We start from the raw sequence: 21,063 nt of genomic DNA on the forward strand, positions 1-21,063 counted from the left end.
AAGCAACTTATAAAAAGCCCCTCTGGGGCTTTTTTTATTGGAACTACTATGTATAAAAAGCTCTCTTTTTCATTACTACTGTGCTTATTTTTAGCTGCATGTTCAAAGCAGCCTCAACCTTATGAGTCATTTGAAGACGCACAAGTTGCTTTAAAAACTTTAAACATGGCACTTGTACAACCAGACGCTAAAAAAATTGATAGGATTACTAAAGAGCAATTGGTATTTTCTGATGCGTATTTAGTTAAACGTCATACTATTTATCAGAACCTAATGGGTATGGAGCTTAATCTCAATCAAATTGCACAAGTAAACTACTTGGTTATTGCAGAGCGCTTTCCTGAGCGCTATTTTAATTGGCCGGCTCAAGTAGACGTATTAAAAAACATGCTTGCTTTTGAGGGGTCAAAAAGTACGCCGGATAATATTATTACTTGGCTTAAGTTAACCCAAGATACGCTAGACAGTGCTAAACAAAGCAATTTAAAGCTGAATAAAATTGAGCTCACACTACTACAAAGCTATGTATTGAGTGCGATAGGTAGTAATGACGTTCAACCAGCGCTTAAGAGTCATATAAGAGCTTTTAGCGATTATTTAACTAGTTATAAGCCTAGAGGTAGTGTTGGTCTGAGAGGCCTGCCAAATGGGTCACAGTGGTATCAGAGCAAACTTAATTACTTCAGTGGCGAAGTACATTCACCGCTAGAGTGGGTTACTATTTTAAATGAAAATATAAAAGTATTAGATCGTGTTGCATTCGACAGTAAATTGTCTATTTCTCATAAAAAATCGTTTTTAGTGCAGTATCTATCGGATGAAAAATTAATTGAAGGGCTTGATTGGCAGGCTGATTATCAAGACTTACCTGCAATGGCGAGCAATATGAACATGTCTGATAAAGATAAAACATTGATGCTTGCAATGATGGAATCAGATATTGGCATTCATTACCATGCGTGGACTTTGCCACAGGCGAAGGTAAACCTTATGAAACGCTTAGAAATTACCCAAGAAGAGGCTCAATATTTAGTTGAAGATATAATACTCTACCCAGGGCAATCATTTAGCTTTATACAACAAATTATATAATGATTTGAAAGTGCGCTTATTGTGCGCACTTTGTACACCGTTGAGTTGCGGGGTCTAGTTCAAGTGATTTGGCTGGTATTTTTTCTTCACAGTCGCAGCAGTAGCCATATTGCCCAATTTCTATTTGGCTGACCGCCGCTTCTAATTTAGTCATGCGACTGATCAAAAACGCATACTCAGGACCTAGCTTCTCTGCTGCACAGTCTAACCATTCATTGTTTGCTGTATTATCTAAAATTTGTATTAAATGCTGATGTGTAGGGTAGGCTGATTTAGAAAGCATAGTTAATATCTTTAATTTAATTTGTGCTATTTCATCGTTTAGTCTTTTTTGATGATGCATTATCAGTACAACCTTATTAAACTGGCTTCACGTTATACTGATATTATCTAGAGGCTTTAGGTTAGCCGTTATGATTTGAATCAAGTTGCGGTGCTTTGGCGTATTTATTTAATACGCTTGCCACATCTTCTTTACTTTTTAAACGCCTGATTTCATCAAATAAATCGATCGCTTGCGGGTATTGGCGTTTAAGGTAACCTAGCCATTGCTTTGTACGAGAAGCAAAATACTTTTCATCTTTTGCAGGGTCTTGATGAATAGCAGAGTGGATTAAGTGATAAATAATATGCTCCCATTGAAGGCCATCATATTGTTCATTATTTACATGAGCTTTAATTTTTTTTGCTAAATCAGGGTGCGAAAGGGCGCCACGACCAAGCATCAAATCAGTACATCCACTTCGTTTTTGGCAAAGCATTGCGTCCTCAACTTGCCAAATTTCACCATTGGCAACAACGGCAATATTTTTATCTTTTATTATTGGTGGAATTTTTTCCCAATAAGCTGGCGGGTTATAACCATCACGTTTGGTTCTGGCGTGTATAGCTACACTATTTGCGCCTGCGCTTACCACAGCATCAACAATTTCTTGGCTGTTACTGTCGTCATCAAAGCCTAAGCGAATTTTTGCACTTACTTCATGTTTATCATCTACAGCATCTCGGACTGCTTTAATAATCGTATACATGTGGTCAGGATCTTTAAGCAGTACAGCACCCCCTCGACTACGATTAACGGTTTTTGCTGGGCAACCAAAGTTAAGGTCGACCCCATGAGATCCTAAAGCAATTGCTCTTACTGCATTTTCGGCTAACGGATTTGCTTCTTGGCCGAGTAATTGAACACGCACAGGAGTACCTGCTCGCGTAAATCCATTATTATGTAGTTCAGGGCAAAATCGATGAAAAACTTTATCAGGTAAGCATGTTTCAACCACTCTTACAAACTCGGTAACGCACAAATCGAACCCACCAATGTCTGTGAGTAATTGGCGCATTTTAAAATCAACGACACCTTCCATAGGTGCTAAAACAAGTTTCATAAAGTGATTAATTTTGATAAAAAACTGGACGCATAGTTTACCTGTAAATCACACATTGATAAATCTGTAATTACCAACCATATTTAATGTAGAAACCGCAAAAGTAAATATTATGAAAATAAATGAAATTTTTTATTCTCGTACAGGTCTACTTAAGCATACAAGCAATTTAAAATACATTTTTATTGCTGAGATTTACAATACTTGATTAAAGAGAGTCACAAAATGAATACAGTTAAAAAAAATACAATCGCGTTAACTTTAGGTGCAGTAGTTGTTGGCTCTGCAAGCTTTGTATCTGCAGATGTACAAGCCAACCCATTTGAGTTTCAACAATTAGTGACAGGTTACCAACTAGACGCTAAAGAAGGTAAGTGTGGTGAAGGTAAATGTGGCGGCGATGCTAAAGATGCAAAAGCTAAAACAGAAGGTAAGTGCGGCGAAGGTAAATGTGGCGGCGATGCAAAAGATGCAAAAGCTAAAACAGAAGGTAAGTGCGGCGAAGGTAAATGTGGCGGCGATGCAAAAGATGCAAAAGCTAAAACAGAAGGTAAGTGCGGCGAAGGTAAATGTGGCGGCGATGCAAAAGATGCAAAAGCTAAAACAGAAGGCAAGTGTGGCGAAGGTAAATGTGGCGGCGACGCAAAAGATGCAAAAGCTAAAACAGAAGGCAAGTGTGGTGAAGGTAAATGTGGCGGCGATGCAAAAGATGCAAAAGCTAAAACAGAAGGCAAATGTGGTGAAGGTAAATGCGGCGGCGATGCTAAAAAAACTAAAAAAGAAGGTAAGTGCGGCGAAGGTAAATGTGGCGGTCGTTAATATCTTATTCTAAATAAGTTATGCTAAAAGGGCCTTAAGGCCCTTTTTTGATAAGTTAGAGGTAGTTATGACACAAATCCAGAGTACAGATTTCGGGATGGTGGGCCTTGGCCTACGACGAGAAATGCTTGATGAACTGCTTGAACACGTACCTAATCAAGTAGATTTTTTGGAAGTTGCGCCAGAGAACTGGTTAAAACTAGGTGGACGCTTTAAAAAGCAATTTAGAACATTAACAGATGCAAATAATTTTGTGTGTCATGGATTATCACTGTCTATCGGTTCACCCGAACCACTGGATGTCGAATTTGTTGAGTCTTTAAAAGTTTTTTTTGAAGAGCACAATATAAAAATTTTTAGTGAGCACTTAAGTTACTGTTCCGGTACAGGCCATATGTATGACTTAATGCCTATTCCTTTTACACAAGATGCAATAGCACATGTTGTCCCTCGTATTAAACAAGTACAAGACATACTTGAGCAGCAAATTGCGATAGAAAATGTTTCCTATTATGGCGCTCCTGGACAGCAATTATCAGAGCTGGAATTTACAAATACCATTTTAGAGCAAGCAGACTGCAAGCTTTTACTGGATGTGAATAACATTTATGTGAATTCGATTAATCATGGCTATAACGCACAAGCATTTTTAACAGGGTTACCCTCTAATCGTATCGCCTATGGGCACGTTGCAGGCCATTATAATGAGGCTGATGACTTAATAGTTGATACACATGGTGCTGATGTCATTGATCCTGTGTGGGAGCTACTGGATAAAGCATATGAAGTGCATGGCGTATTTCCAACCTTGCTTGAGCGCGATTTTAATATCCCTACCATGAATATTTTAACCAAAGAGTTAGATATAATTCATGAGCTACAAGCTAAACACATTACTTCAACGGTTTCAAAACAACGAGCTTAATATAAGCCTTTATAAATATTAAAAGAGTGCCTGGTTATGAGCTTTATTGAAATACAAAACGAATTTATGGCGCATATTCGCGAGCCTAAAAAAAATAAAAAGCCCAGCGGTATCGAAGACAGACGTATGGCCATTTATCGCGACCTATTTTTTAATAACATTGAAGGTTTTATATCATCAGGCTTTCCGGTATTAAAAACCTTATATACAGACAAGCAATGGCTGGTTCTTGTACGCCAGTTTTTTAGCGAATATGATTGTCATTCGCCGTACTTTTTAGATATAGCAGGGGAGTTTATTAATTACTTATCAAGTGATTATAAAATGAAAAGATACGATCCCGTGTTTATGCTAGAACTTGCACATTATGAATGGGTAGAGCTAGATGTATCGATTGCACACGAAGATGAGCAAGAGCAAAAATTACAAACAACAGCGCTTACTAGTTCTGCTTTGTATTTATCGAAAACGGCAAGAAATTTAAGTTATCAATTTCCGGTTCAAAATATTAGCAATCGCTTTAAACCAAAAGAGCCATCACCTCAGCCTAATTATTTTGTTGTATATAGAGATGAAGATGATGACGTTCAATTTCTGGCTACGAATGCGATGACTGCTTTGTTACTATCAATTATTGAGGCAAGTGATGGAGCGACATTTGACGACGTTTGCCAGCAGGTATTCGCTCATGCACCACAATTTAATGCAGAGCAAATTGCTCAAGGCGCATTGGTTACCCTTAATGCAATGGTTGAACGCGGTGTAATTGTGACAAAAAATCAAGATTAAGGTCTTTATTGATGATTTTACATCGTCTATTATGGCAGCCTTATTTGTCGTGCTTAATAAAAGGTTGTACCAATGTCAGATGATAAAGACTTTAAAGATCCGTTCAACGCTACTTATTTTCTTGCTTTCTTAGCTGTATTTGCAGGGATTGGTTGTTTAAATGCAATATTAGGCTGGATCACTAGCTTAACTTAAAATGCATAGCGTTTATTAAGGCTGTTGCTTACTTCAGCCTTGAACCACTTTATTTTAATTACCCCCCATAGTTAATACTTCTTTTATAGTAACGCCAAACTCGCAATTAAAGGTTAGTTAAGGTTATAATCACCTGCTTTGTAATATAAACAATTGAGCAGTTAAAATTATGACTCAAGTAACACCAGCAATTATCAAAAACAGCATAACTACAATTGCTGATTATCCAAAGCCGGGCATCATGTTTCGCGATGTAACCACTTTAATGGCAAATCCAGAAGCCTTTAAAGCAACTATTGACGCGTTTATCGCAGAATATAAAGATCAGGGTTTTACTAAAATAATTGGCACAGAATCACGTGGCTTTATTTTTGGTGCGCCACTGTCTTACGCATTAGGCATTCCGTTTATTCCAGTTCGTAAACCAGGTAAGTTACCACGCGAAGTTATTCGTCAAGATTACTTACTTGAGTATGGTGAAGACACGCTAGAGCTGCATGTTGATGCAATTGTACCTGGCGATAAAGTATTATTAGTTGATGACTTATTAGCAACTGGCGGCACAATTGAAGCCACCGCTAAATTAGTTCATAAACTAGGTGGCAAAGCCACAGATGCTGCATTTGTTGTATCACTACCAGAACTTGGTGGCGAGCAGCGCATCAAAAAAATGGGTATTAAAATCCTAAAATTGGTTGAATTCGAAGGCGAGTAATCGATGAGTTATCAGGTTCTAGCGAGAAAATGGCGTCCTCAAACCTTTCATGAATTGGTTGGGCAGTCTCATGTTAAGCAAGCGCTTGTAAATGCGCTTACACAAAATAGACTGCATCACGCTTATTTATTCACTGGAACCCGCGGTGTAGGTAAAACCACTATTGCGCGTATTTTTGCTAAAAGCTTAAATTGCGACGAAGGTATATCTGCAAATCCGTGTGGCCAATGTAGCAGCTGTTTAGATATAGAAGCAGGGCGCTACATTGACTTACTCGAAATAGATGCGGCTTCTCGTACAAAAGTAGAAGACACCCGCGAAATACTCGATAACGTTCAATATGCACCAACACGTGGACGTTATAAAGTATACCTAATCGATGAAGTTCACATGCTTTCTAAGCACAGCTTTAATGCGCTTTTGAAAACGCTTGAAGAGCCACCAGAGCATGTGAAATTTTTATTGGCGACGACCGATCCTCAAAAACTACCAGTTACTATTTTATCTCGCTGTTTACAATTCAACCTAAATGCCTTGTCGCAAAGTGAAATTAAAACACAGCTTGAACACGTACTTACTCAAGAGCAGCTTAGCTTTGACACTGATGCACTTAGCATTATTTCAAAAGCCGCTGATGGCAGTATGCGTGATGCGCTTAGCTTAACTGACCAAGCTATTGCACAAACAAATGGTGATATTAATAATCAAGCAGTACAAACAATGCTTGGTTTAATGGATACTCATTATAGCCAAAGTTTGCTTGCAGCATTACTTGCACAAGATGGCGCTGCGCTAATGGATGAGATTGCACAGGTGGCAAGTCGTAATCCTAATTATGTTGCATTGCTTGATGATTTAATTGCACTTACGCATTTGACCCAACTAACCCAGTTAGTGCCAGAAGCGGCAGGGCTAGATGAAAAAAATGTAGATTATATTGCTCATGTTGCACAACATACGAGCCCACAACAAATTCAAATTTATTATCAGTTACTGTTAAATGGTAAAAAAGATTTACAATGGGCACCAGAGCCTCGTTTAGGTTTTGAAATGATAATGCTAAGATTATTAGCATTTAAGCCTACAGACGCTCAACAAACTGTACACACAGTAAACGAAGAGCCGGCCCCAAATAAACAAGGCCGCGCAAATGCACTGCGAGATATATTAAATAAAAATAAAACATCGCAAAACACTGTAGCTAGCCAAAGTAGTGTCCCTGTAAATAATACTAAGCCAGTTAGCAATACAGAGCAGCCTAAATCCCTTGAGATAGAGCCTTTACCAAATGTTGCCGCTCAGACATCGAATAATGATGTCGTACAAAGTAATAATGAGCCTGCCCAAGTTGCAGTAGAGCAACCGGTTCAACAAAGTGAAAACGCTTTTGAACAACAGGCTTCAGCTAATGATCAACCACAAACCAATGTTGTTTCGGATGCTCAAGCCCAGCGCCAAAGTGAAGATGAAGCTTACATGCAACATAGTGATGCTGAGCAAACGCTAGCTTCGCAGTTTGATGATATAATGAGTAGCGCTGTAGATCAGGGTTTTAAACCTGCACCTACTGCAAACTCAGAGTCTTCACCAGAGCCCTTAACAAATCATAATGCAAGTACGCCAATAGCTGAACAAGAAGCGCAGGCGCAATCTGCCATTGCTCGTATTTTACGTGACAGAAACATATCGGGTGCGGGTAGGTTATCAGGCAAGAGTACAAGTACATCTGCAAATAATGTAGCAGTGCAGCCAAGCCAAGTGCCCGCTAAAAAGCCAGAACAGCATCCAAGAATGCCTAAAGCCCAAAGTGTTCATCAAGGTAGTGCAGATACAAGTGCAAGTGAGCTTAATAGCCCTTCAAGTACTGCGTCTGGCGATATCCCTCCTTGGGCAACTGATAGCGAAGGTGAGAGTGAAAAAAAGCATGAGCTCCCAGTAACAGGGGGCCAAACCCAGGCACATAATCACTCCAACATAAAGCCAGCTAGTAAGATTGATTTTAAAGCAAAGCACCAAACAATTACTGAAAATCTTGCGCCAGAATTACTTGAGCAAATAAACCCTCAAAAAGCGCCTGAAATAGTGCCAGAGGAAGTAAGTATTCCTGCCCCTGATGATTTTCAAAGCCCAATTAGTGAAATTAGATTTGCACATCAACAAGATGAATGGGCTTATTTAATTAAACGTATGGGACTGGGTGGTCGTATGCGCCAATTTGCATTGCATTCAATATTTACCAAGCAAGGCAACAGTTTACATATAGACGTTGATGAATCACAAAAGCATTTAGATACACCGATGCTTCGCCAAAGATTAGATGCCGCATTGTCGAGTATTTATGAGCATAACGTGTCGTTAAGTATTAATTTTGCTAAGGGAGTTATTGACTCTCCTTATCTTATTCAGCAAAAAATTGATGCAGGTCGTCATCAACAAGCAATCGATGTGATCACATCTGATGAAAACATAGTACAATTTCAGCAAGTATTTAGCGCCGAAATTGACGAAAACAGTATTCAGGCATTGTAATTACTTACAATCGCCCTTATGTTCATGTTAATTAATGTATTAAAAGAAAGAGAGAAAGTTATGTTTAAAGGTGGAATGGGCAACATGATGAAGCAAGCGCAGCAAATGCAAGATCGCATGCAAAAAGCCCAAGACGAAATCGCAACATTAGAAGTTGTTGGCGAAGCCGGTGCCGGTTTAGTTAAAGTAACCATGCTTGGTAACCACAATGTACGTCGTGTTCAGCTTGATGAAAGCCTTATGGAAGACGACAAAGACATGATTGAAGACTTACTTGCAGCAGCATGTAACGATGCTGTACGCCGTGTTGCTGAAGAAACACAAGAGCGCATGGGTAAAGTAACTGGCGGTATGCAATTACCACCAGGTATGAAAATGCCGTTTTAAGTAAATAATGCAACTTTCAGATAGTTTAAATCAGCTTATAGAAGCACTTCGCTGTCAACCGGGCATAGGTCCAAAGTCGGCGCAACGTATTGCTTTTCACTTGCTTGAGCGCGACCGAAAGGGAGGCACTCAGCTGGGCAATGCATTGACTAAAGCAATGACAGCCATAGGGCATTGTCAGTCTTGTCGTACTTTTTGCGAACAAGCTCAGTGCGATATTTGTTTAAGTACAAAACGCCAAGACAGCGGCATATTATGTGTTGTTGAATCGCCTACTGATGTGCTTGCCATTGAGCAAACAGGTCAGTATTTAGGGCTATACTTTGTTTTAATGGGTCATTTATCGCCAATTGACGGTATCGGCCCTAAAGAAATTGGCTTAGACGTTTTAGAGCAAAAACTTGCTCAAGGCGGTATTAATGAGGTTATTTTAGCGACTAACCCTACCGTTGAAGGCGATACTACAGCTCATTATATTGCTCAGCTTTGTCATAAATATAAAGTAGGTGCTTCGCGTATTGCTCACGGTATTCCTGTGGGGGGCGAGCTTGATTTAGTAGATGGTAGAACGCTTATGCATGCTTTTAGCGGCAGGCGTTTAGTTACACAAGACTAACTCTAAGTTACTATTTGAAAAGATATTATAAAGGCCTGCATGATTAAATCATGTAGGCTTTTTTGTTTTTAAGGTAAGCTTAGAAACAATCAAATACCAATCCGCAATAATACTTAATCATTTTGCGGGGCTAAACGTGTCGCTACCTGCGTTAAAAAATTCTCATTTAGAACAACTAAATAGCGAATTTTTTGCCTAGCTATCAACACGTTTTTCCGCCCTCAAAATAGATCATTTAATTAAACAAATTGGTATAATATATTTTTGGGCTATGTCTCTAATTAGTAAGGAATACAATGAAAGATAATCAACCCTACCAAGGTACATTACTGGGTAGTAAGCGTTTTTTACCGCTTTTTATTACGCAGTTTTTCTCAGCGATAAACGATAACGTGTATAAGCAATCAGTGCTTATTTTATTGATATTCCAGGCTGCAACGCTTGCTGATGGCGCACTTTATTCAAATATTGCTGCTGGGTTATTTATCCTACCTTTCTTTTTATTTTCAGGAATGGCGGGGCAGCTAGCTGAAAAAACAGAAAAATCCAAACTAATCAGAATCGTAAAGCTATGTGAAATCCCTATTATGGTTATAGGGGCTGTCTCTATTTTAACGCAGTATGTTTGGCTGATGTTAGCCACCGTATTTTTAATGGGCGTACAAAGTACGTTTTTTGGTCCATTAAAGTACTCTATTTTACCGCAGCACGTAGCCCCTAACGAATTAACAAAAGCGAATGGCTTGGTTGAATCAGGCACGTTTGTAGCAATATTAATTGGTACAATTTTTGGCACCTATTATATTACTCAATCAGTAGGGCCTACGCTTATAAGTATTGCCGTATTAGTACTGGCTGTTATAGGTTATGTGAGCAGTCGCTTTATACCCATTAGTGAGGCAAACGAGCCTAACTTAAAATTTACCTATAATATATTTTCATCCACGAAAAACGTATTTTCAGCACTTAATTCGCAAACAGAATCGGTTGGTAAATCAGTCCTCGGGATCAGTTGGTTTTGGTTAATTGGCGCAATTATTTTAACGTCCCTACCAAATTATGTAAAACACACAATGGGCGGCGATGAACTGGTTGTAACTAGCGCGCTTGTTGTGTTTTCACTAAGTATTGCTATTGGTTCGTTATTGTGTGAAAAGCTTTCTCGCTCTCGAATAGAATTAGGAATTGTGCCTTTTGGCGCTATTTTAATTACCTTGTTTTTATACTTACTGAGCCAAGAGAGCGCTATTAGCTCTTATTTACCTCAAAACCTTGAATTATTGACGCTTGATCAGTTATTAAAAACAGGCGACATGGTGTGGCATTTTGTATGGATGGCAGGCATTGGTATTGGCTCTGGTTTTTATACTGTACCTCTGTATGCGCTTATTCAACAGCGTACTGAAGAGTCGAGTCGCTCACGAGTTATAGCGGCTAACAATGTATTAAATGCACTGTTTATGGTGGGCAGTGCTGTTTTAAGTATTGTAACGCTGTCTGTTTTTCAGTGGAGTATTTCAGAGTTGCTACTGTTACTTGCTGGGCTAAACTTGCTTATATCTGTTTATATTTATACCAAAGTACCAGAGTTCTTTTTACGATTTATTATATATATTTTAGCTATTTGTATGTACAGAGTGCGTACAAAAGGTGAAAGTAATATTCCAGATGAAGGCGCTGCCGTTATAGTGTGTAATCACGTGAGCTTTGTCGATTGGATGTTTATTTTAGCAGCATCACCAAGGCCTATCCGATTTATGGTATTTGCCCCTATTTATTATTCGCCAGCCCTACATTGGTTATTTAAAATGGCCAAAGCTATTCCCATTAACAGTGAAAAAACCAATCCAGAAGCGTTTAAAAAAGCGTTTGACGAAGTGGCTGCTGCGCTTAATAAAGGCGAACTTGTTGGTATTTTCCCTGAAGGAAAACTAACCAGTGACGGCTCTATCGATATTTTTCGCCGTGGAATCGAGCGCATTATTGGGCGCTCACCTGTGCCCGTTATTCCTGTGCATTTAGGGGGCCTGTGGGGAAGTATGTTTAGCCGAAAAGCTAAGTGGCAACTACCACGATTAAAATGGTCTTTGGTGTCGGTTGCAGTAGGTACCCCGATTGCCGCTGACAAAGTAGTAGCAGACGATTTACGTGAGCAAGTATTGGCTTTAAAAGCGCTTCATTCAAAAGATATTGACTAATTTAATGGCTAACTCAATATTGGATACACCAGTAGAGTCACAAATGATTGTTGATGACTTTGTAGCGCCTAAGTGCGACGGGTTTATTGAAATATTATATCAAGATGATGATATTTTACTGATCAATAAACCCAGTGGGTTATTAAGTTTGTCTGGTAAGAATCCGCTTAACTGGGACTCAGTACATTACCGTTTAGTAAATGGTCAAAAAGAGTTAACAGCCGCATTTGCTGAGGCAAAGTTACCGCATCGGTTAGATTTGGGTACATCGGGCATTATGATTGTTGGATTAAACGCCAAAGCATCAAAGCATCTTAATAAACAGTTTCAGGCGCGCACTATTCAAAAGCGTTATGTAGCGATGCTTGAAGGGTGCTTAGCTGTTGATGAGGGGTCAATTACTGCGCCAATAGCAAAAGATAAACTGCTTTTTCCGCGAGTTAAAATTTGCCAAACGACGGGCAAAGTAGCGGTGAGTGAATACAGTGTGCTTGAGCGGCTTAAACAACCGTGCAGAACCTTAGTGCAATTTACGCCCGTTACCGGACGTACCCATCAATTACGAATACACAGCCAGTTTATAGGGCACCCAATTTTAGGCTGTGATTTATATAAAAGTGCGCAAAGTGAGTACATGGCAGGACGCTTACAATTACATGCCAGCGATTTATATTTTGAACATCCAACAGCAGGTGAAAAGATTCATATTAATTGTCCGCACCCATTTTAGATAAACGAGATATTCTATTTTTTCGTTTCACCTTTTTTTGATTTTTCCCTTGAAGTTCTAACACCTCACCCCATATTAAGTGCATAACGCAGACACTTTGCAAATTGGAGATATATAAATGACTGCAGCACAAAAAGAAACATTAGGCTTTCAAACAGAAGTAAAACAATTATTAAACTTAATGATTCATTCTCTTTATTCTAATAAAGAAATATTTTTACGCGAACTTGTGTCAAACGCATCAGATGCGGCAGACAAGTTACGCTTTTTAGCGCTATCTCAAGGCGACCTTTACCAAGGTGATGCCGATTTACGTGTTCGTATTAGCGCAGATAAAGAAGCAAATACAATTACCATTTCTGATAATGGTATTGGTATGACACGTGATGAAGTAATAAGCTCATTGGGTACTATTGCAAAGTCGGGTACTGCTGAGTTTTTCAAAAACTTAACGGGTGATCAAAGTAAAGATTCACAATTAATTGGTCAATTTGGTGTTGGTTTTTACTCAGCATTTATTGTTGCTGATTTAGTAACTGTTCGTACACGTAAAGCGGGTGAAACAACCGCTTACGAGTGGGAATCTCAAGGTGAAGGCGAATACACGCTTCAAGAAATTGAAAAAGAAGGCCGTGGTACCGACATTATTTTACATCTTCGTGATGAAGAAAAAGAATTTGCTGACGATTACCGCTTACGTGGCATTGTTACAAAATACTCAGACCATATTTCAACACCTGTACAAATGTTTAAAGCAGAAGTACCAGAGTCTGAAGGCGAAGACGGCGAAAAAATTCCAGCAGTACCAGGTGAGTGGGAAAGCATTAACCGTGCAACTGCATTGTGGACGCGTGATAAGTCAGAGCTTTCTGATGAAGAATACAAAGAGTTTTACAAGCACGTAAGCCACGACTGGGAAGATCCACTTAGCTGGGCACATAATAAGGTTGAAGGTAAAACTGAATACACGAGCCTTTTATACATCCCTAAAAAAGCACCTTTTGATTTATGGAACCGTGAACGTCAAAGTGGCTTAAAACTTTACGTACAACGTGTATTTGTAATGGATGATGCTGAGCAGTTCATGCCAAGCTACCTTCGCTTTGTAAAAGGGTTACTAGATTCAAACGATTTACCTCTAAACGTATCTCGTGAAATTCTACAAGACAACAAAGTAACGCAAGCTATTCGTAAAGGGTGTACATCGCGCATTATTAAAATGCTTGAGCGTATGGCTAAAAACAAAGCTGACGATTACCAAGTATTTTGGAATGAGTTTGGCCAAGTAATGAAAGAAGGCCCAGCTGAAGATGCGGCAAATAAAGAAGCTGTATGTAAGCTACTACGTTTTTCGTCTACTCATACTGATTCAGAAACGCAAGATGTGTCGCTTGAGCAATATGTTGAACGTATGAACGAAGGCCAAGACAAAATTTACTATGTAGTAGCTGATACATTTACTTCTGCGAAAAATTCTCCTCATTTAGAGATTTTCCGCAAAAAAGGGATTGAAGTATTGTTATTAAGTGACCGTGTTGACGAGTGGATGATGAGCCACTTAACTGAATTTGCTGATAAGCAACTACAGTCAATCACACGTGGTGATTTAGATTTAGGTAAGCTGGACGACGAAGAAACTAAAAAAGCACAAGAAGAGTCTGAAAAAGAAATGGCAGGCCTTGTTGAGCGTATTAAAACAGCACTAGGTGATGACGTTAAAGAAGTGCGCTTTACGCACCGCCTAACAGATTCTCCAGCATGTGTTGTAAGCGACGACAACGACATGAGCTCACAAATGCAAAAGCTAATGGAATCTGTAGGTCAAGCAGCACCAGAAGCAAAACCTGTGTTTGAGCTAAACCCAGAGCATCAACTTGTTAAGCATTTGAATGACGAACAAGATGAAGATAAATTTTCACAGTGGTCACATGTTTTATTAGACCAAGCATTACTTGCAGAGCGCGGTACACTTAAAGATCCAACTGGGTTTGTTACTCGCCTAAACAAACTAATGCTTGAACTAAGCAAGTAGTCAGTTAACTATTTAGTTAATAAAAGTATAAATTATATACTTTAAATAAAAGGGAACGTATGTTCCCTTTTTTAATGCGCTGTAAATACATCAACAACTCATCAATTAGTATAAGTTGCTTGAGTATCGGCGGCGCTTGTGGAAGAATTCAGGCTTTAAAATAAATATCCATACTAGGGGACAATAATATGCGCATTATTCTTTTGGGCGCGCCGGGTGCAGGTAAAGGTACTCAAGCTCAGTTTTTAATGGACAAATACGGTATTCCACAAATTTCTACTGGCGACATGTTACGTGCAGCAATTAAAGAGGGCACGCCATTAGGCTTAGAAGCAAAAAAAGTAATGGATGCTGGTCAACTAATTTCTGACGATATTATTATTGGTTTAGTAAAAGAGCGTATTACTAAAGCTGATTGTGAGAAAGGTTTTTTACTTGATGGCTTCCCACGCACAATTCCTCAAGCTGATGCGATGAAAGAAAATGGCGTAGTGGTTGATCACGTTATTGAATTTGACGTGGCTGACGAAGTGATTGTTGAACGTATGGGCGGACGTCGCGTTCATCCTGGTTCTGGTCGTGTTTACCATATTGTATATAATCCACCAAAAGTGGAAGGTAAAGACAACGAAACTGGGGAAGACTTAATTGTTCGCGCTGATGATACTGAAGAAACAGTACGTAAACGTTTAGGTATTTATCACGAGCAAACTATGCCATTAGTTGATTACTACCAAGCAGAAGCTGCTGCTGGTAATACTCAATACCACAAACTAGATGGTACACAAGCTGTTGAAGCTGTTAGTTCACAACTTGGTGAGCTTTTAGGTTAATTATAAAAGCACATTAAAAAACCGCCAATTGGCGGTTTTTTGTTTTAAGGCTGTTTAGCATTGCTTAATCAATGCTATTTAATCGGCTTTACAGCGTTTCAAGTTTCTCAATTACGCTGTTGTATTCTGGTTCAGTTGAAAGGCTACTAACTAATTGTTTATAAATGACGTTATGGCTTTCATCTAAAATAAATACAGTTCGCGTTAATAAGCCCATATCTTTAATAATCAATCCGTATTTTTGGCCAAAATCGCGCCAAACAGAATCTGATAACGTAGTGATTTTATCGATATTTTCAGCTTTGCAAAAACGCTTTTGAGCAAATGGTAAATCAGCACTAATTGTTAGCATTACAACACTTGGAAATTGCGAGGCTACTTTTTCATTGAAATGCTTAGTTTGCAGGCTACAAATACCTGTATCAAGACTTGGCACTACACTTATCAATACAGCTTGGCCTTTGTAATCCTCAAGCGTTACAGGGATGAAGTTGTCATCAACTACTTTGAAGTTTGGCGCGCTATCTCCAACAGAGATCCCATTACCTAATAAAGTTACTGGTTTGCCTTGTGCGGAGACTTTTCCTACATCAAGCGTGTTTTCTGGATAGTCGGCTGCAATAGCCACGGAGCAAAATGCACTCAAAGCAAAGGCAAGTGAACGTAACATAAGGTATTTCCTTTTAAATTAACGCAATGGGCGTCAGTGTATTATACTGCGCTATAGTAACCAAGTGATTAAATCTGCTTGACAGAATAAGGGTTAGCTCTGTGATATAAAAATTGTAACTGGGCTAAACTTTGATTAACATGCAGTTACAAAAGGTATATTTAATAATAAAAATAAAAACCTTTATAAAATGACTTTAATGCTCATGACGGGTTTAGAAATAGAGAGATAATATGTCAACATCGGTATTAATATGTGATGACTCAAAATTAGCTAGACGTCAGCTAGCTCGATCATTACCTGAAGATTGGGATATTAAAGTTGAATTTGCACTTGACGGCGTTGACTGCATAAAGCAGATAAAATTAATTGAACCAGAGATACTTTTTCTCGATTTAAACATGCCAGAAATGGATGGTTATGAAGTATTAATAGCTATGAAAGAACAGGGACTTAATATACTCACTGTTGTTGTCTCTGGTGACATTCAACCAAGTGCACACCAAAGAGTGCTTGAACTGGGTGCTATCGATTTTATTCAAAAACCATGTTCCCCCGAAAAACTAGCCAGCATAATTGAACACCATGGAATTAAAGACAAAGCCATGCGTGAACGTCTCTCTCATTCACTAGGAGAGCAAGTTGACCCTGATGTACGTGATATATACCAAGAACTCACTAACGTTGCTATGGGGCAGGCTGGGGATTTGCTTGCGCGCCTGCTTAATGTGTTTGTAAAGCTTCCAATTCCGAATGTAAATATTTTAGAAGTTAACGAACTCGATATGGCGCTACGCTCTATTGATAATAACGCTGCTACATCGGGTGTGTGCCAAGGCTTTATTGGCGGTGGTATTTCTGGTGAAGCACTATTACTTTTAAATGATTCAAGCTTTAAAGAAATAGCTTCATTGATGAATTATGACGGCGAGTTAAACGACAAAGTTGAACTTGAACTGCTTATGGATATTAGTAATATTTTGATAGGTGCTATTTTAACGGGTCTTTCAAAGCAGCTTGATATGTCATTTAGCCAAGGACACCCCATAGTACTTGGTCAGCACAGAGACGTGTCTGAGTTAGTTAAATCAAATAAGTCACGTTGGCAGCGCACGCTTGCTATAGAGATTAGTTACGGTATTGAAAACCATGATATAAATTGCGATCTCATGTTGTTATTTACTGAAGATTCACTTAAAACTTTGAAGTATAAAGTTGCTTACCTATTAGAAGATTAAGTTATGGCTGCTGATTTAGAAATGAATGAGATCCATTGGTTTATGGATATGTTTAATACCGTAGATGTAGGTCTTGTGGTACTTAATAGAGACTACAAGGTGTGTGTATGGAATGGCTTTATGGAAAACCATTCAGGGCTTCTACCAAGCGCAGTAAAAGATAAAGACCTATTTGACTTATTTCCAGCAATAGACGAAAAATGGTTTAGAAGTAAATCAGAGTCGGTTTTTGTTTTAAAAAACCGCTCTTTTACTATTTGGGAGCAACAGCCTTATATTTTCAGGTTTAAAAATTATAGACCGATTACCGGTAAAGCTGATTACATGTACCAAAATGCGACCTTTATTCCACTTACTAATACAGTAGGAGAAGTGAGCCATATTTGTATTATTTTGTACGATGTGACCGATGTTGCGGTAAATAAAAAAGAGCTTGAAGAGTTAAACAAAAAATTAGAACAAGTTAGTCAAACAGATAGTTTAACGCAGCTTGCAAATCGTGGACATTGGGAAGGTACGCTACGCCAAGAGTTTTTAAGAGTTAAGCGAAGTGGTGGCTGTAGTACATTATTAATGTTTGATATTGATCACTTTAAAAAAATAAATGATGAATACGGGCATAGTTGCGGCGATGAAGCGCTCCGTCATCTATCAAACTTATTACGTACTACACTGCGTGAAACAGATATAGCTGGCCGTTACGGTGGTGAAGAGTTTGTAGTAACTTTACTTGATACAGATAAAGAGGGGGCGACTATATTTGCTGAACGTTTAAGAGTACATATAGAGTCAAATCCAGTTAAGTATAAACATTTTGAAATAAAAATGACGGTGAGCATCGGCTTTGCTGGCAATAGTAATGATTTTAAAAATCATGAGCGTTGGATAGAAGCTGCCGATAAAGCGTTATATCACTCAAAAAATACAGGCCGAAACAGAGTAACAGCCTATACAGATATAAAAACTGACGCTTAAGCGTCAGTTTTTATATCTAGAATTTAAGATTAAATAATACTACGTTTGTATATTCTGCTAAGGTAATCCAATCAGTATGAAAACCAATCAATATTAAAAGCTTTATTGTTCCTTACTATTGTGTTGTATGACGAGAGTCATCGACTGGGCATTGGCCAATTATAGAAGCCTCACCACACTTTGACTCTTGCTCTAGTTTTACTTTAAAGCCCCATAATCTGTAAAGATGCTTAAGTACTTCCTCGTGCGAGTTTGCTAAAGGAATGTTGTTATGAGGTACGTAGCGTAGGGTTAGTGAACGGTCACCTCTAATATCAACGTCATATACTTGAATGTTGGGTTCATGATTACTCAAGTTGTACTGCGCTGAGAGCGCTTCTCTTACAGCTTTATAGCCGTTGTCGTTATGTATTGCGCCAATTTCTAAATGGGGATTATTAGTATGGTCAATAATAGTAAATAATTTAAAATCACGAATTAATTTAGGCGATAAAAACTGGCTAATAAAACTCTCATCTTTAAAGTTTTCCATTGCAAAATGCAGTGTATCTAGCCAATTACTGCCTGCATATTCAGGAAACCAGCGTTTATCTTCTTCAGTTGGGTGCTCACATATTCTGCGAATATCAACCATCATATTAAAGCCTAAAGCATATGGGTTAATGCCTGAATAATACTTGCTGTTATAAGGTGGCTGATAAACGACGTTGGTATGGCTTTGTAAAAATTCTAACATGAAAGAGTCGGTGAGTTTTCCCTCATCATATAAGTGATTAAGGATGGTGTAATGCCAAAAAGTTGCCCAACCTTCGTTCATTACCTGAGTTTGTTTTTGTGGGTAAAAGTATTGCGAAATTTTACGAACAATACGTATCACTTCACGTTGCCAAGAATCGAGTAATGGGGCATTTTTTTCAATAAAATACAAAATATTTTCTTGGGGCTCAGAAGGAAAATGGCGTACTTTCTTTTTGGTTTCTTGCTGTTGCTCAGGAATAGTCCGCCATAATTCATTTACTTGCGATTGAAGGTAGTCTTCACGCTCTTGTTGACGTTTTTGTTCTTCAAATAACGATATTTGTTGTGGACGTTTGTAGCGATCGACTCCGTAATTCATTAATGCATGACATGAGTCGAGAAGGGCTTCTACTTGTGTAATACCATGCTTTTCTTCACAGCGGCTTATGTAGTTTTTAGCAAATACCAAGTAATCAATAATTGAGCCAGCATCGGTCCAGGTTTTAAATAAGTAATTACCTTTAAAAAATGAGTTATGTCCGTAACATGCATGTGCCATTACAAGCGCTTGCATAGGTAGGGTGTTTTCTTCCATTAAGTACGCAATACAAGGGTCCGAATTTATCACTATTTCGTAAGCGAGACCCATTTGTCCGCGCTTATAATTTTGCTCTGTTTGAATGAACTTTTTACCGTACGACCAATGACTGTAGCCAATAGGCATACCAACGCTTGAATAAGCATCCATCATTTGCTCTGCGGTTATCACTTCAATTTGATTAGGGTAGGTGTCTAACCTGTAGTGAGCTGCAACACGGGCAATTTCACCTTGATACTCATCTAATAAATCAAAGGTCCAATCTGGGCCATCACTCAATCGTTTATCATTCATAATGCTACCTCGCTTTTGGCTATGCAGAGTTTTGCTGTTGACGACCTTTTTTAAATAGCTCCCTAAAAATTGGGTAAATATCTTCAACGCTTTGAATATGTTGTATGGCGAAATTACTATGGCTGTGTGTTATTGATTCATATTCGCGCCATAGGCTTTGATGAGCACGAGTGGTTATTTCAATATAGGCAAAATAACGAACTGCGTTTAAAAGCTTATTACGCAAAATTTCACCACACTGCGGGGTGTCGTCCGCCCAATTATCGCCATCAGAGGCTTGTGCGGCGTATACATTCCACTCGTTTGCGTGATAACGCTCTTTTATTATTTCGTTCATTAATTTAAGTGCGCTCGAAACAATAGTGCCGCCAGTTTCTTGAGAGTAAAAAAACTCTTGCTCGTCTACTTCTTTTGCCTGTGTGTGGTGACGTATATAAACAACTTCTATGTCTTTATAACTGCGCGTTAAAAATTGATAGAGCAAAATATAAAAACGCTTTGCCATATCTTTTGTTGGCTGATCCATTGAGCCTGACACATCCATAATACAAAACATCACCGCTTTGCTGGTGGGATGAGGGCGCTTTTCGTAATTACGAAAACGTAAATCGTAGTTATCAATAAACGGGACCGATTTAATTTGTACTTTTAATGCTGCAATTTCTTTTTGTAATAAAGCAATTGCCGCTTTATCGCTATGTTGCTCATCAAGCAACGCATCAAGTTGTTTTTCAAGCTCGACTAGTCGGCGTTTTTTACCTGCACTCATTGCCACGCGGCGTGCAAGCGAGCCTTGTAATGAGCGGACAATATCAATATTACTAGGCATACCATCACTACAAAACCCTGCGCGATGGGTTTTCATTTGCACTAACTTATCAAGCTGGTTCTCTTGTAAGTTAGGAAGTTCTAAATCTTCAAACAGTAAATCAAGGTATTCATCTTTTGATATCGAAAATACAAATTCATCTTGCCCTTCGCCCGAATCGCTGGCATCACCTTCTCCCGCCCCCGCGCCTTGTCCACCTTTAGGGCGTTCAATTTTATCACCTGTAGAAAACTGATCGTTACCAGGGTGAATTTGTTCTCTATTCCCACCTTGCCCTTGATGAAACGTGGGTTCGCTGATATCGCGTTGTGGAATAGAAATACTCTCACCAGAGCTTGAATCTGTAACGCTGCGTTTGTTAATCGCATCTGAAACTGCTTCTTTAATTTGTTTTTTATAGCGCCTAATAAAGCGCTGGCGATTAAGCGTACTTTTATTTTTTCCGTTTAAACGCCTATCTATAAAATGCGCCATAT

The 21,063-nt window shown here is 38.8% G+C and carries 20 protein-coding genes; 15 read left to right on the forward strand and 5 right to left on the reverse strand.

Annotated elements, in window-relative coordinates; all coding sequences use genetic code 11:
* The first annotated feature begins 48 nt into the window (after positions 1-48).
* Complete coding sequence (locus PARC_RS06305; RefSeq protein WP_010553388.1) at positions 49-1,092, forward strand: hypothetical protein; 1,044 nt, start codon at positions 49-51, stop codon at positions 1,090-1,092.
* A 16-nt stretch (positions 1,093-1,108) separates the two neighbouring features.
* Here PARC_RS06305 and PARC_RS06310 read toward each other — a convergent pair whose 3' ends face one another.
* Both PARC_RS06310 and PARC_RS06315 read right to left on the reverse strand, forming a co-directional pair.
* Positions 1,109-1,435: a TraR/DksA C4-type zinc finger protein gene (locus PARC_RS06310; protein ID WP_007583875.1), complete on the reverse strand. Its 327-nt coding sequence runs from the start codon at positions 1,433-1,435 to the stop codon at positions 1,109-1,111.
* Positions 1,436-1,496: 61 nt separating this feature from the next.
* The gene (locus PARC_RS06315; protein WP_007583877.1) at positions 1,497-2,477 is read right to left on the reverse strand and encodes a tRNA-dihydrouridine synthase; all 981 of its coding nucleotides are present in this window, start codon (positions 2,475-2,477) and stop codon (positions 1,497-1,499) included.
* Positions 2,478-2,702: 225 nt separating this feature from the next.
* Here PARC_RS06315 and PARC_RS06320 point away from each other — a divergent pair, with 225 nt between their 5' ends.
* From PARC_RS06320 to adk, 12 genes are all read left to right on the forward strand, one after another.
* Positions 2,703-3,296, forward strand: coding sequence for an HvfA family oxazolone/thioamide-modified RiPP metallophore (locus PARC_RS06320; protein ID WP_021032056.1), 594 nt, complete (start codon positions 2,703-2,705; stop codon positions 3,294-3,296).
* 67 nt (positions 3,297-3,363) lie between these two features.
* Positions 3,364-4,221, forward strand: coding sequence for an HvfB family MNIO-type RiPP peptide maturase (locus PARC_RS06325; protein ID WP_021032055.1), 858 nt, complete (start codon positions 3,364-3,366; stop codon positions 4,219-4,221).
* Positions 4,222-4,257: 36 nt separating this feature from the next.
* Complete coding sequence (locus PARC_RS06330) at positions 4,258-5,010, forward strand: HvfC family RiPP maturation protein (protein ID WP_007584094.1); 753 nt, start codon at positions 4,258-4,260, stop codon at positions 5,008-5,010.
* 72 nt (positions 5,011-5,082) lie between these two features.
* On the forward strand, positions 5,083-5,205 hold the full coding sequence (locus tag PARC_RS21925; RefSeq protein ID WP_002962301.1) for a hypothetical protein: 123 nt from the start codon (positions 5,083-5,085) through the stop codon (positions 5,203-5,205).
* 169 nt (positions 5,206-5,374) lie between these two features.
* On the forward strand, positions 5,375-5,920 hold the full coding sequence (apt, locus tag PARC_RS06335) for an adenine phosphoribosyltransferase (RefSeq protein ID WP_010553391.1): 546 nt from the start codon (positions 5,375-5,377) through the stop codon (positions 5,918-5,920).
* Positions 5,921-5,923: 3 nt separating this feature from the next.
* On the forward strand, positions 5,924-8,449 hold the full coding sequence (gene dnaX / locus PARC_RS06340; RefSeq protein ID WP_010553392.1) for a DNA polymerase III subunit gamma/tau: 2,526 nt from the start codon (positions 5,924-5,926) through the stop codon (positions 8,447-8,449).
* A 60-nt stretch (positions 8,450-8,509) separates the two neighbouring features.
* Positions 8,510-8,836, forward strand: a complete 327-nt coding sequence (locus tag PARC_RS06345) for a YbaB/EbfC family nucleoid-associated protein (RefSeq protein WP_002962306.1) — start codon at positions 8,510-8,512, stop codon at positions 8,834-8,836.
* A 7-nt stretch (positions 8,837-8,843) separates the two neighbouring features.
* Positions 8,844-9,452 carry a recombination mediator RecR gene (recR, locus tag PARC_RS06350; RefSeq protein ID WP_008165968.1) on the forward strand — a complete coding sequence of 203 codons (609 nt, stop codon included), beginning with the start codon at positions 8,844-8,846 and terminating at the stop codon, positions 9,450-9,452.
* A gap of 296 nt (positions 9,453-9,748) precedes the next feature.
* The gene (locus PARC_RS06355; protein WP_010553393.1) at positions 9,749-11,650 is read left to right on the forward strand and encodes an MFS transporter; all 1,902 of its coding nucleotides are present in this window, start codon (positions 9,749-9,751) and stop codon (positions 11,648-11,650) included.
* 4 nt (positions 11,651-11,654) lie between these two features.
* Entirely contained in the window at positions 11,655-12,380 is a 726-nt protein-coding gene (locus PARC_RS06360) for an RluA family pseudouridine synthase (RefSeq protein ID WP_010553394.1), read from the forward strand.
* Between the two features lie 118 nt (positions 12,381-12,498).
* Positions 12,499-14,412: a molecular chaperone HtpG gene (gene htpG, locus PARC_RS06365; RefSeq protein ID WP_007584077.1), complete on the forward strand. Its 1,914-nt coding sequence runs from the start codon at positions 12,499-12,501 to the stop codon at positions 14,410-14,412.
* Between the two features lie 188 nt (positions 14,413-14,600).
* Entirely contained in the window at positions 14,601-15,245 is a 645-nt protein-coding gene (gene adk, locus PARC_RS06370) for an adenylate kinase (RefSeq protein WP_010553395.1), read from the forward strand.
* Between the two features lie 88 nt (positions 15,246-15,333).
* Here adk and tpx read toward each other — a convergent pair whose 3' ends face one another.
* A complete protein-coding gene (gene tpx, locus PARC_RS06375) occupies positions 15,334-15,915 on the reverse strand; it encodes a thiol peroxidase (RefSeq protein ID WP_010553396.1) in 582 nt (193 codons plus the stop codon).
* Between the two features lie 233 nt (positions 15,916-16,148).
* Here tpx and PARC_RS06380 point away from each other — a divergent pair, with 233 nt between their 5' ends.
* Together PARC_RS06380 and PARC_RS06385 are read left to right on the forward strand one after the other, a co-directional pair.
* Positions 16,149-17,153 (forward strand): response regulator, encoded by a 1,005-nt coding sequence (locus PARC_RS06380; protein WP_010553397.1) that lies wholly within the window; start codon positions 16,149-16,151, stop codon positions 17,151-17,153.
* A gap of 3 nt (positions 17,154-17,156) precedes the next feature.
* A complete protein-coding gene (locus PARC_RS06385; RefSeq protein WP_010553398.1) occupies positions 17,157-18,128 on the forward strand; it encodes a sensor domain-containing diguanylate cyclase in 972 nt (323 codons plus the stop codon).
* Positions 18,129-18,243: 115 nt separating this feature from the next.
* Here the strand turns inward: PARC_RS06385 and PARC_RS06390 are convergent, their stop codons facing one another.
* Together PARC_RS06390 and PARC_RS06395 are read right to left on the reverse strand one after the other, a co-directional pair.
* Positions 18,244-19,758, reverse strand: a complete 1,515-nt coding sequence (locus PARC_RS06390; protein WP_010553399.1) for a SpoVR family protein — start codon at positions 19,756-19,758, stop codon at positions 18,244-18,246.
* 19 nt (positions 19,759-19,777) lie between these two features.
* Entirely contained in the window at positions 19,778-21,061 is a 1,284-nt protein-coding gene (locus PARC_RS06395; RefSeq protein ID WP_010553400.1) for a YeaH/YhbH family protein, read from the reverse strand.
* Positions 21,062-21,063 lie beyond the last annotated feature (2 nt).

The sequence above is a fragment of the Pseudoalteromonas arctica A 37-1-2 genome (assembly GCF_000238395.3).
GTDB lineage: Bacteria > Pseudomonadota > Gammaproteobacteria > Enterobacterales > Alteromonadaceae > Pseudoalteromonas > Pseudoalteromonas arctica.

Bases quoted from the DNA above. Each gene is read 5' to 3' on its own strand.
- PARC_RS06305 (WP_010553388.1), top strand. From the start codon at position 49: ATGTATAAAAAGCTCTCTTTTTCATTACTACTGTGCTTATTTTTAGCT.
- PARC_RS06310 (WP_007583875.1), bottom strand. From the start codon at position 1,435: ATGCATCATCAAAAAAGACTAAACGATGAAATAGCACAAATTAAATTA.
- PARC_RS06315 (WP_007583877.1), bottom strand. From the start codon at position 2,477: ATGAAACTTGTTTTAGCACCTATGGAAGGTGTCGTTGATTTTAAAATG.
- PARC_RS06320 (WP_021032056.1), top strand. From the start codon at position 2,703: ATGAATACAGTTAAAAAAAATACAATCGCGTTAACTTTAGGTGCAGTA.
- PARC_RS06325 (WP_021032055.1), top strand. From the start codon at position 3,364: ATGACACAAATCCAGAGTACAGATTTCGGGATGGTGGGCCTTGGCCTA.
- PARC_RS06330 (WP_007584094.1), top strand. From the start codon at position 4,258: ATGAGCTTTATTGAAATACAAAACGAATTTATGGCGCATATTCGCGAG.
- PARC_RS21925 (WP_002962301.1), top strand. From the start codon at position 5,083: ATGTCAGATGATAAAGACTTTAAAGATCCGTTCAACGCTACTTATTTT.
- apt (WP_010553391.1), top strand. From the start codon at position 5,375: ATGACTCAAGTAACACCAGCAATTATCAAAAACAGCATAACTACAATT.
- dnaX (WP_010553392.1), top strand. From the start codon at position 5,924: ATGAGTTATCAGGTTCTAGCGAGAAAATGGCGTCCTCAAACCTTTCAT.
- PARC_RS06345 (WP_002962306.1), top strand. From the start codon at position 8,510: ATGTTTAAAGGTGGAATGGGCAACATGATGAAGCAAGCGCAGCAAATG.
- recR (WP_008165968.1), top strand. From the start codon at position 8,844: ATGCAACTTTCAGATAGTTTAAATCAGCTTATAGAAGCACTTCGCTGT.
- PARC_RS06355 (WP_010553393.1), top strand. From the start codon at position 9,749: ATGAAAGATAATCAACCCTACCAAGGTACATTACTGGGTAGTAAGCGT.
- PARC_RS06360 (WP_010553394.1), top strand. From the start codon at position 11,655: ATGGCTAACTCAATATTGGATACACCAGTAGAGTCACAAATGATTGTT.
- htpG (WP_007584077.1), top strand. From the start codon at position 12,499: ATGACTGCAGCACAAAAAGAAACATTAGGCTTTCAAACAGAAGTAAAA.
- adk (WP_010553395.1), top strand. From the start codon at position 14,601: ATGCGCATTATTCTTTTGGGCGCGCCGGGTGCAGGTAAAGGTACTCAA.
- tpx (WP_010553396.1), bottom strand. From the start codon at position 15,915: ATGTTACGTTCACTTGCCTTTGCTTTGAGTGCATTTTGCTCCGTGGCT.
- PARC_RS06380 (WP_010553397.1), top strand. From the start codon at position 16,149: ATGTCAACATCGGTATTAATATGTGATGACTCAAAATTAGCTAGACGT.
- PARC_RS06385 (WP_010553398.1), top strand. From the start codon at position 17,157: ATGGCTGCTGATTTAGAAATGAATGAGATCCATTGGTTTATGGATATG.
- PARC_RS06390 (WP_010553399.1), bottom strand. From the start codon at position 19,758: ATGAATGATAAACGATTGAGTGATGGCCCAGATTGGACCTTTGATTTA.
- PARC_RS06395 (WP_010553400.1), bottom strand. From the start codon at position 21,061: ATGGCGCATTTTATAGATAGGCGTTTAAACGGAAAAAATAAAAGTACG.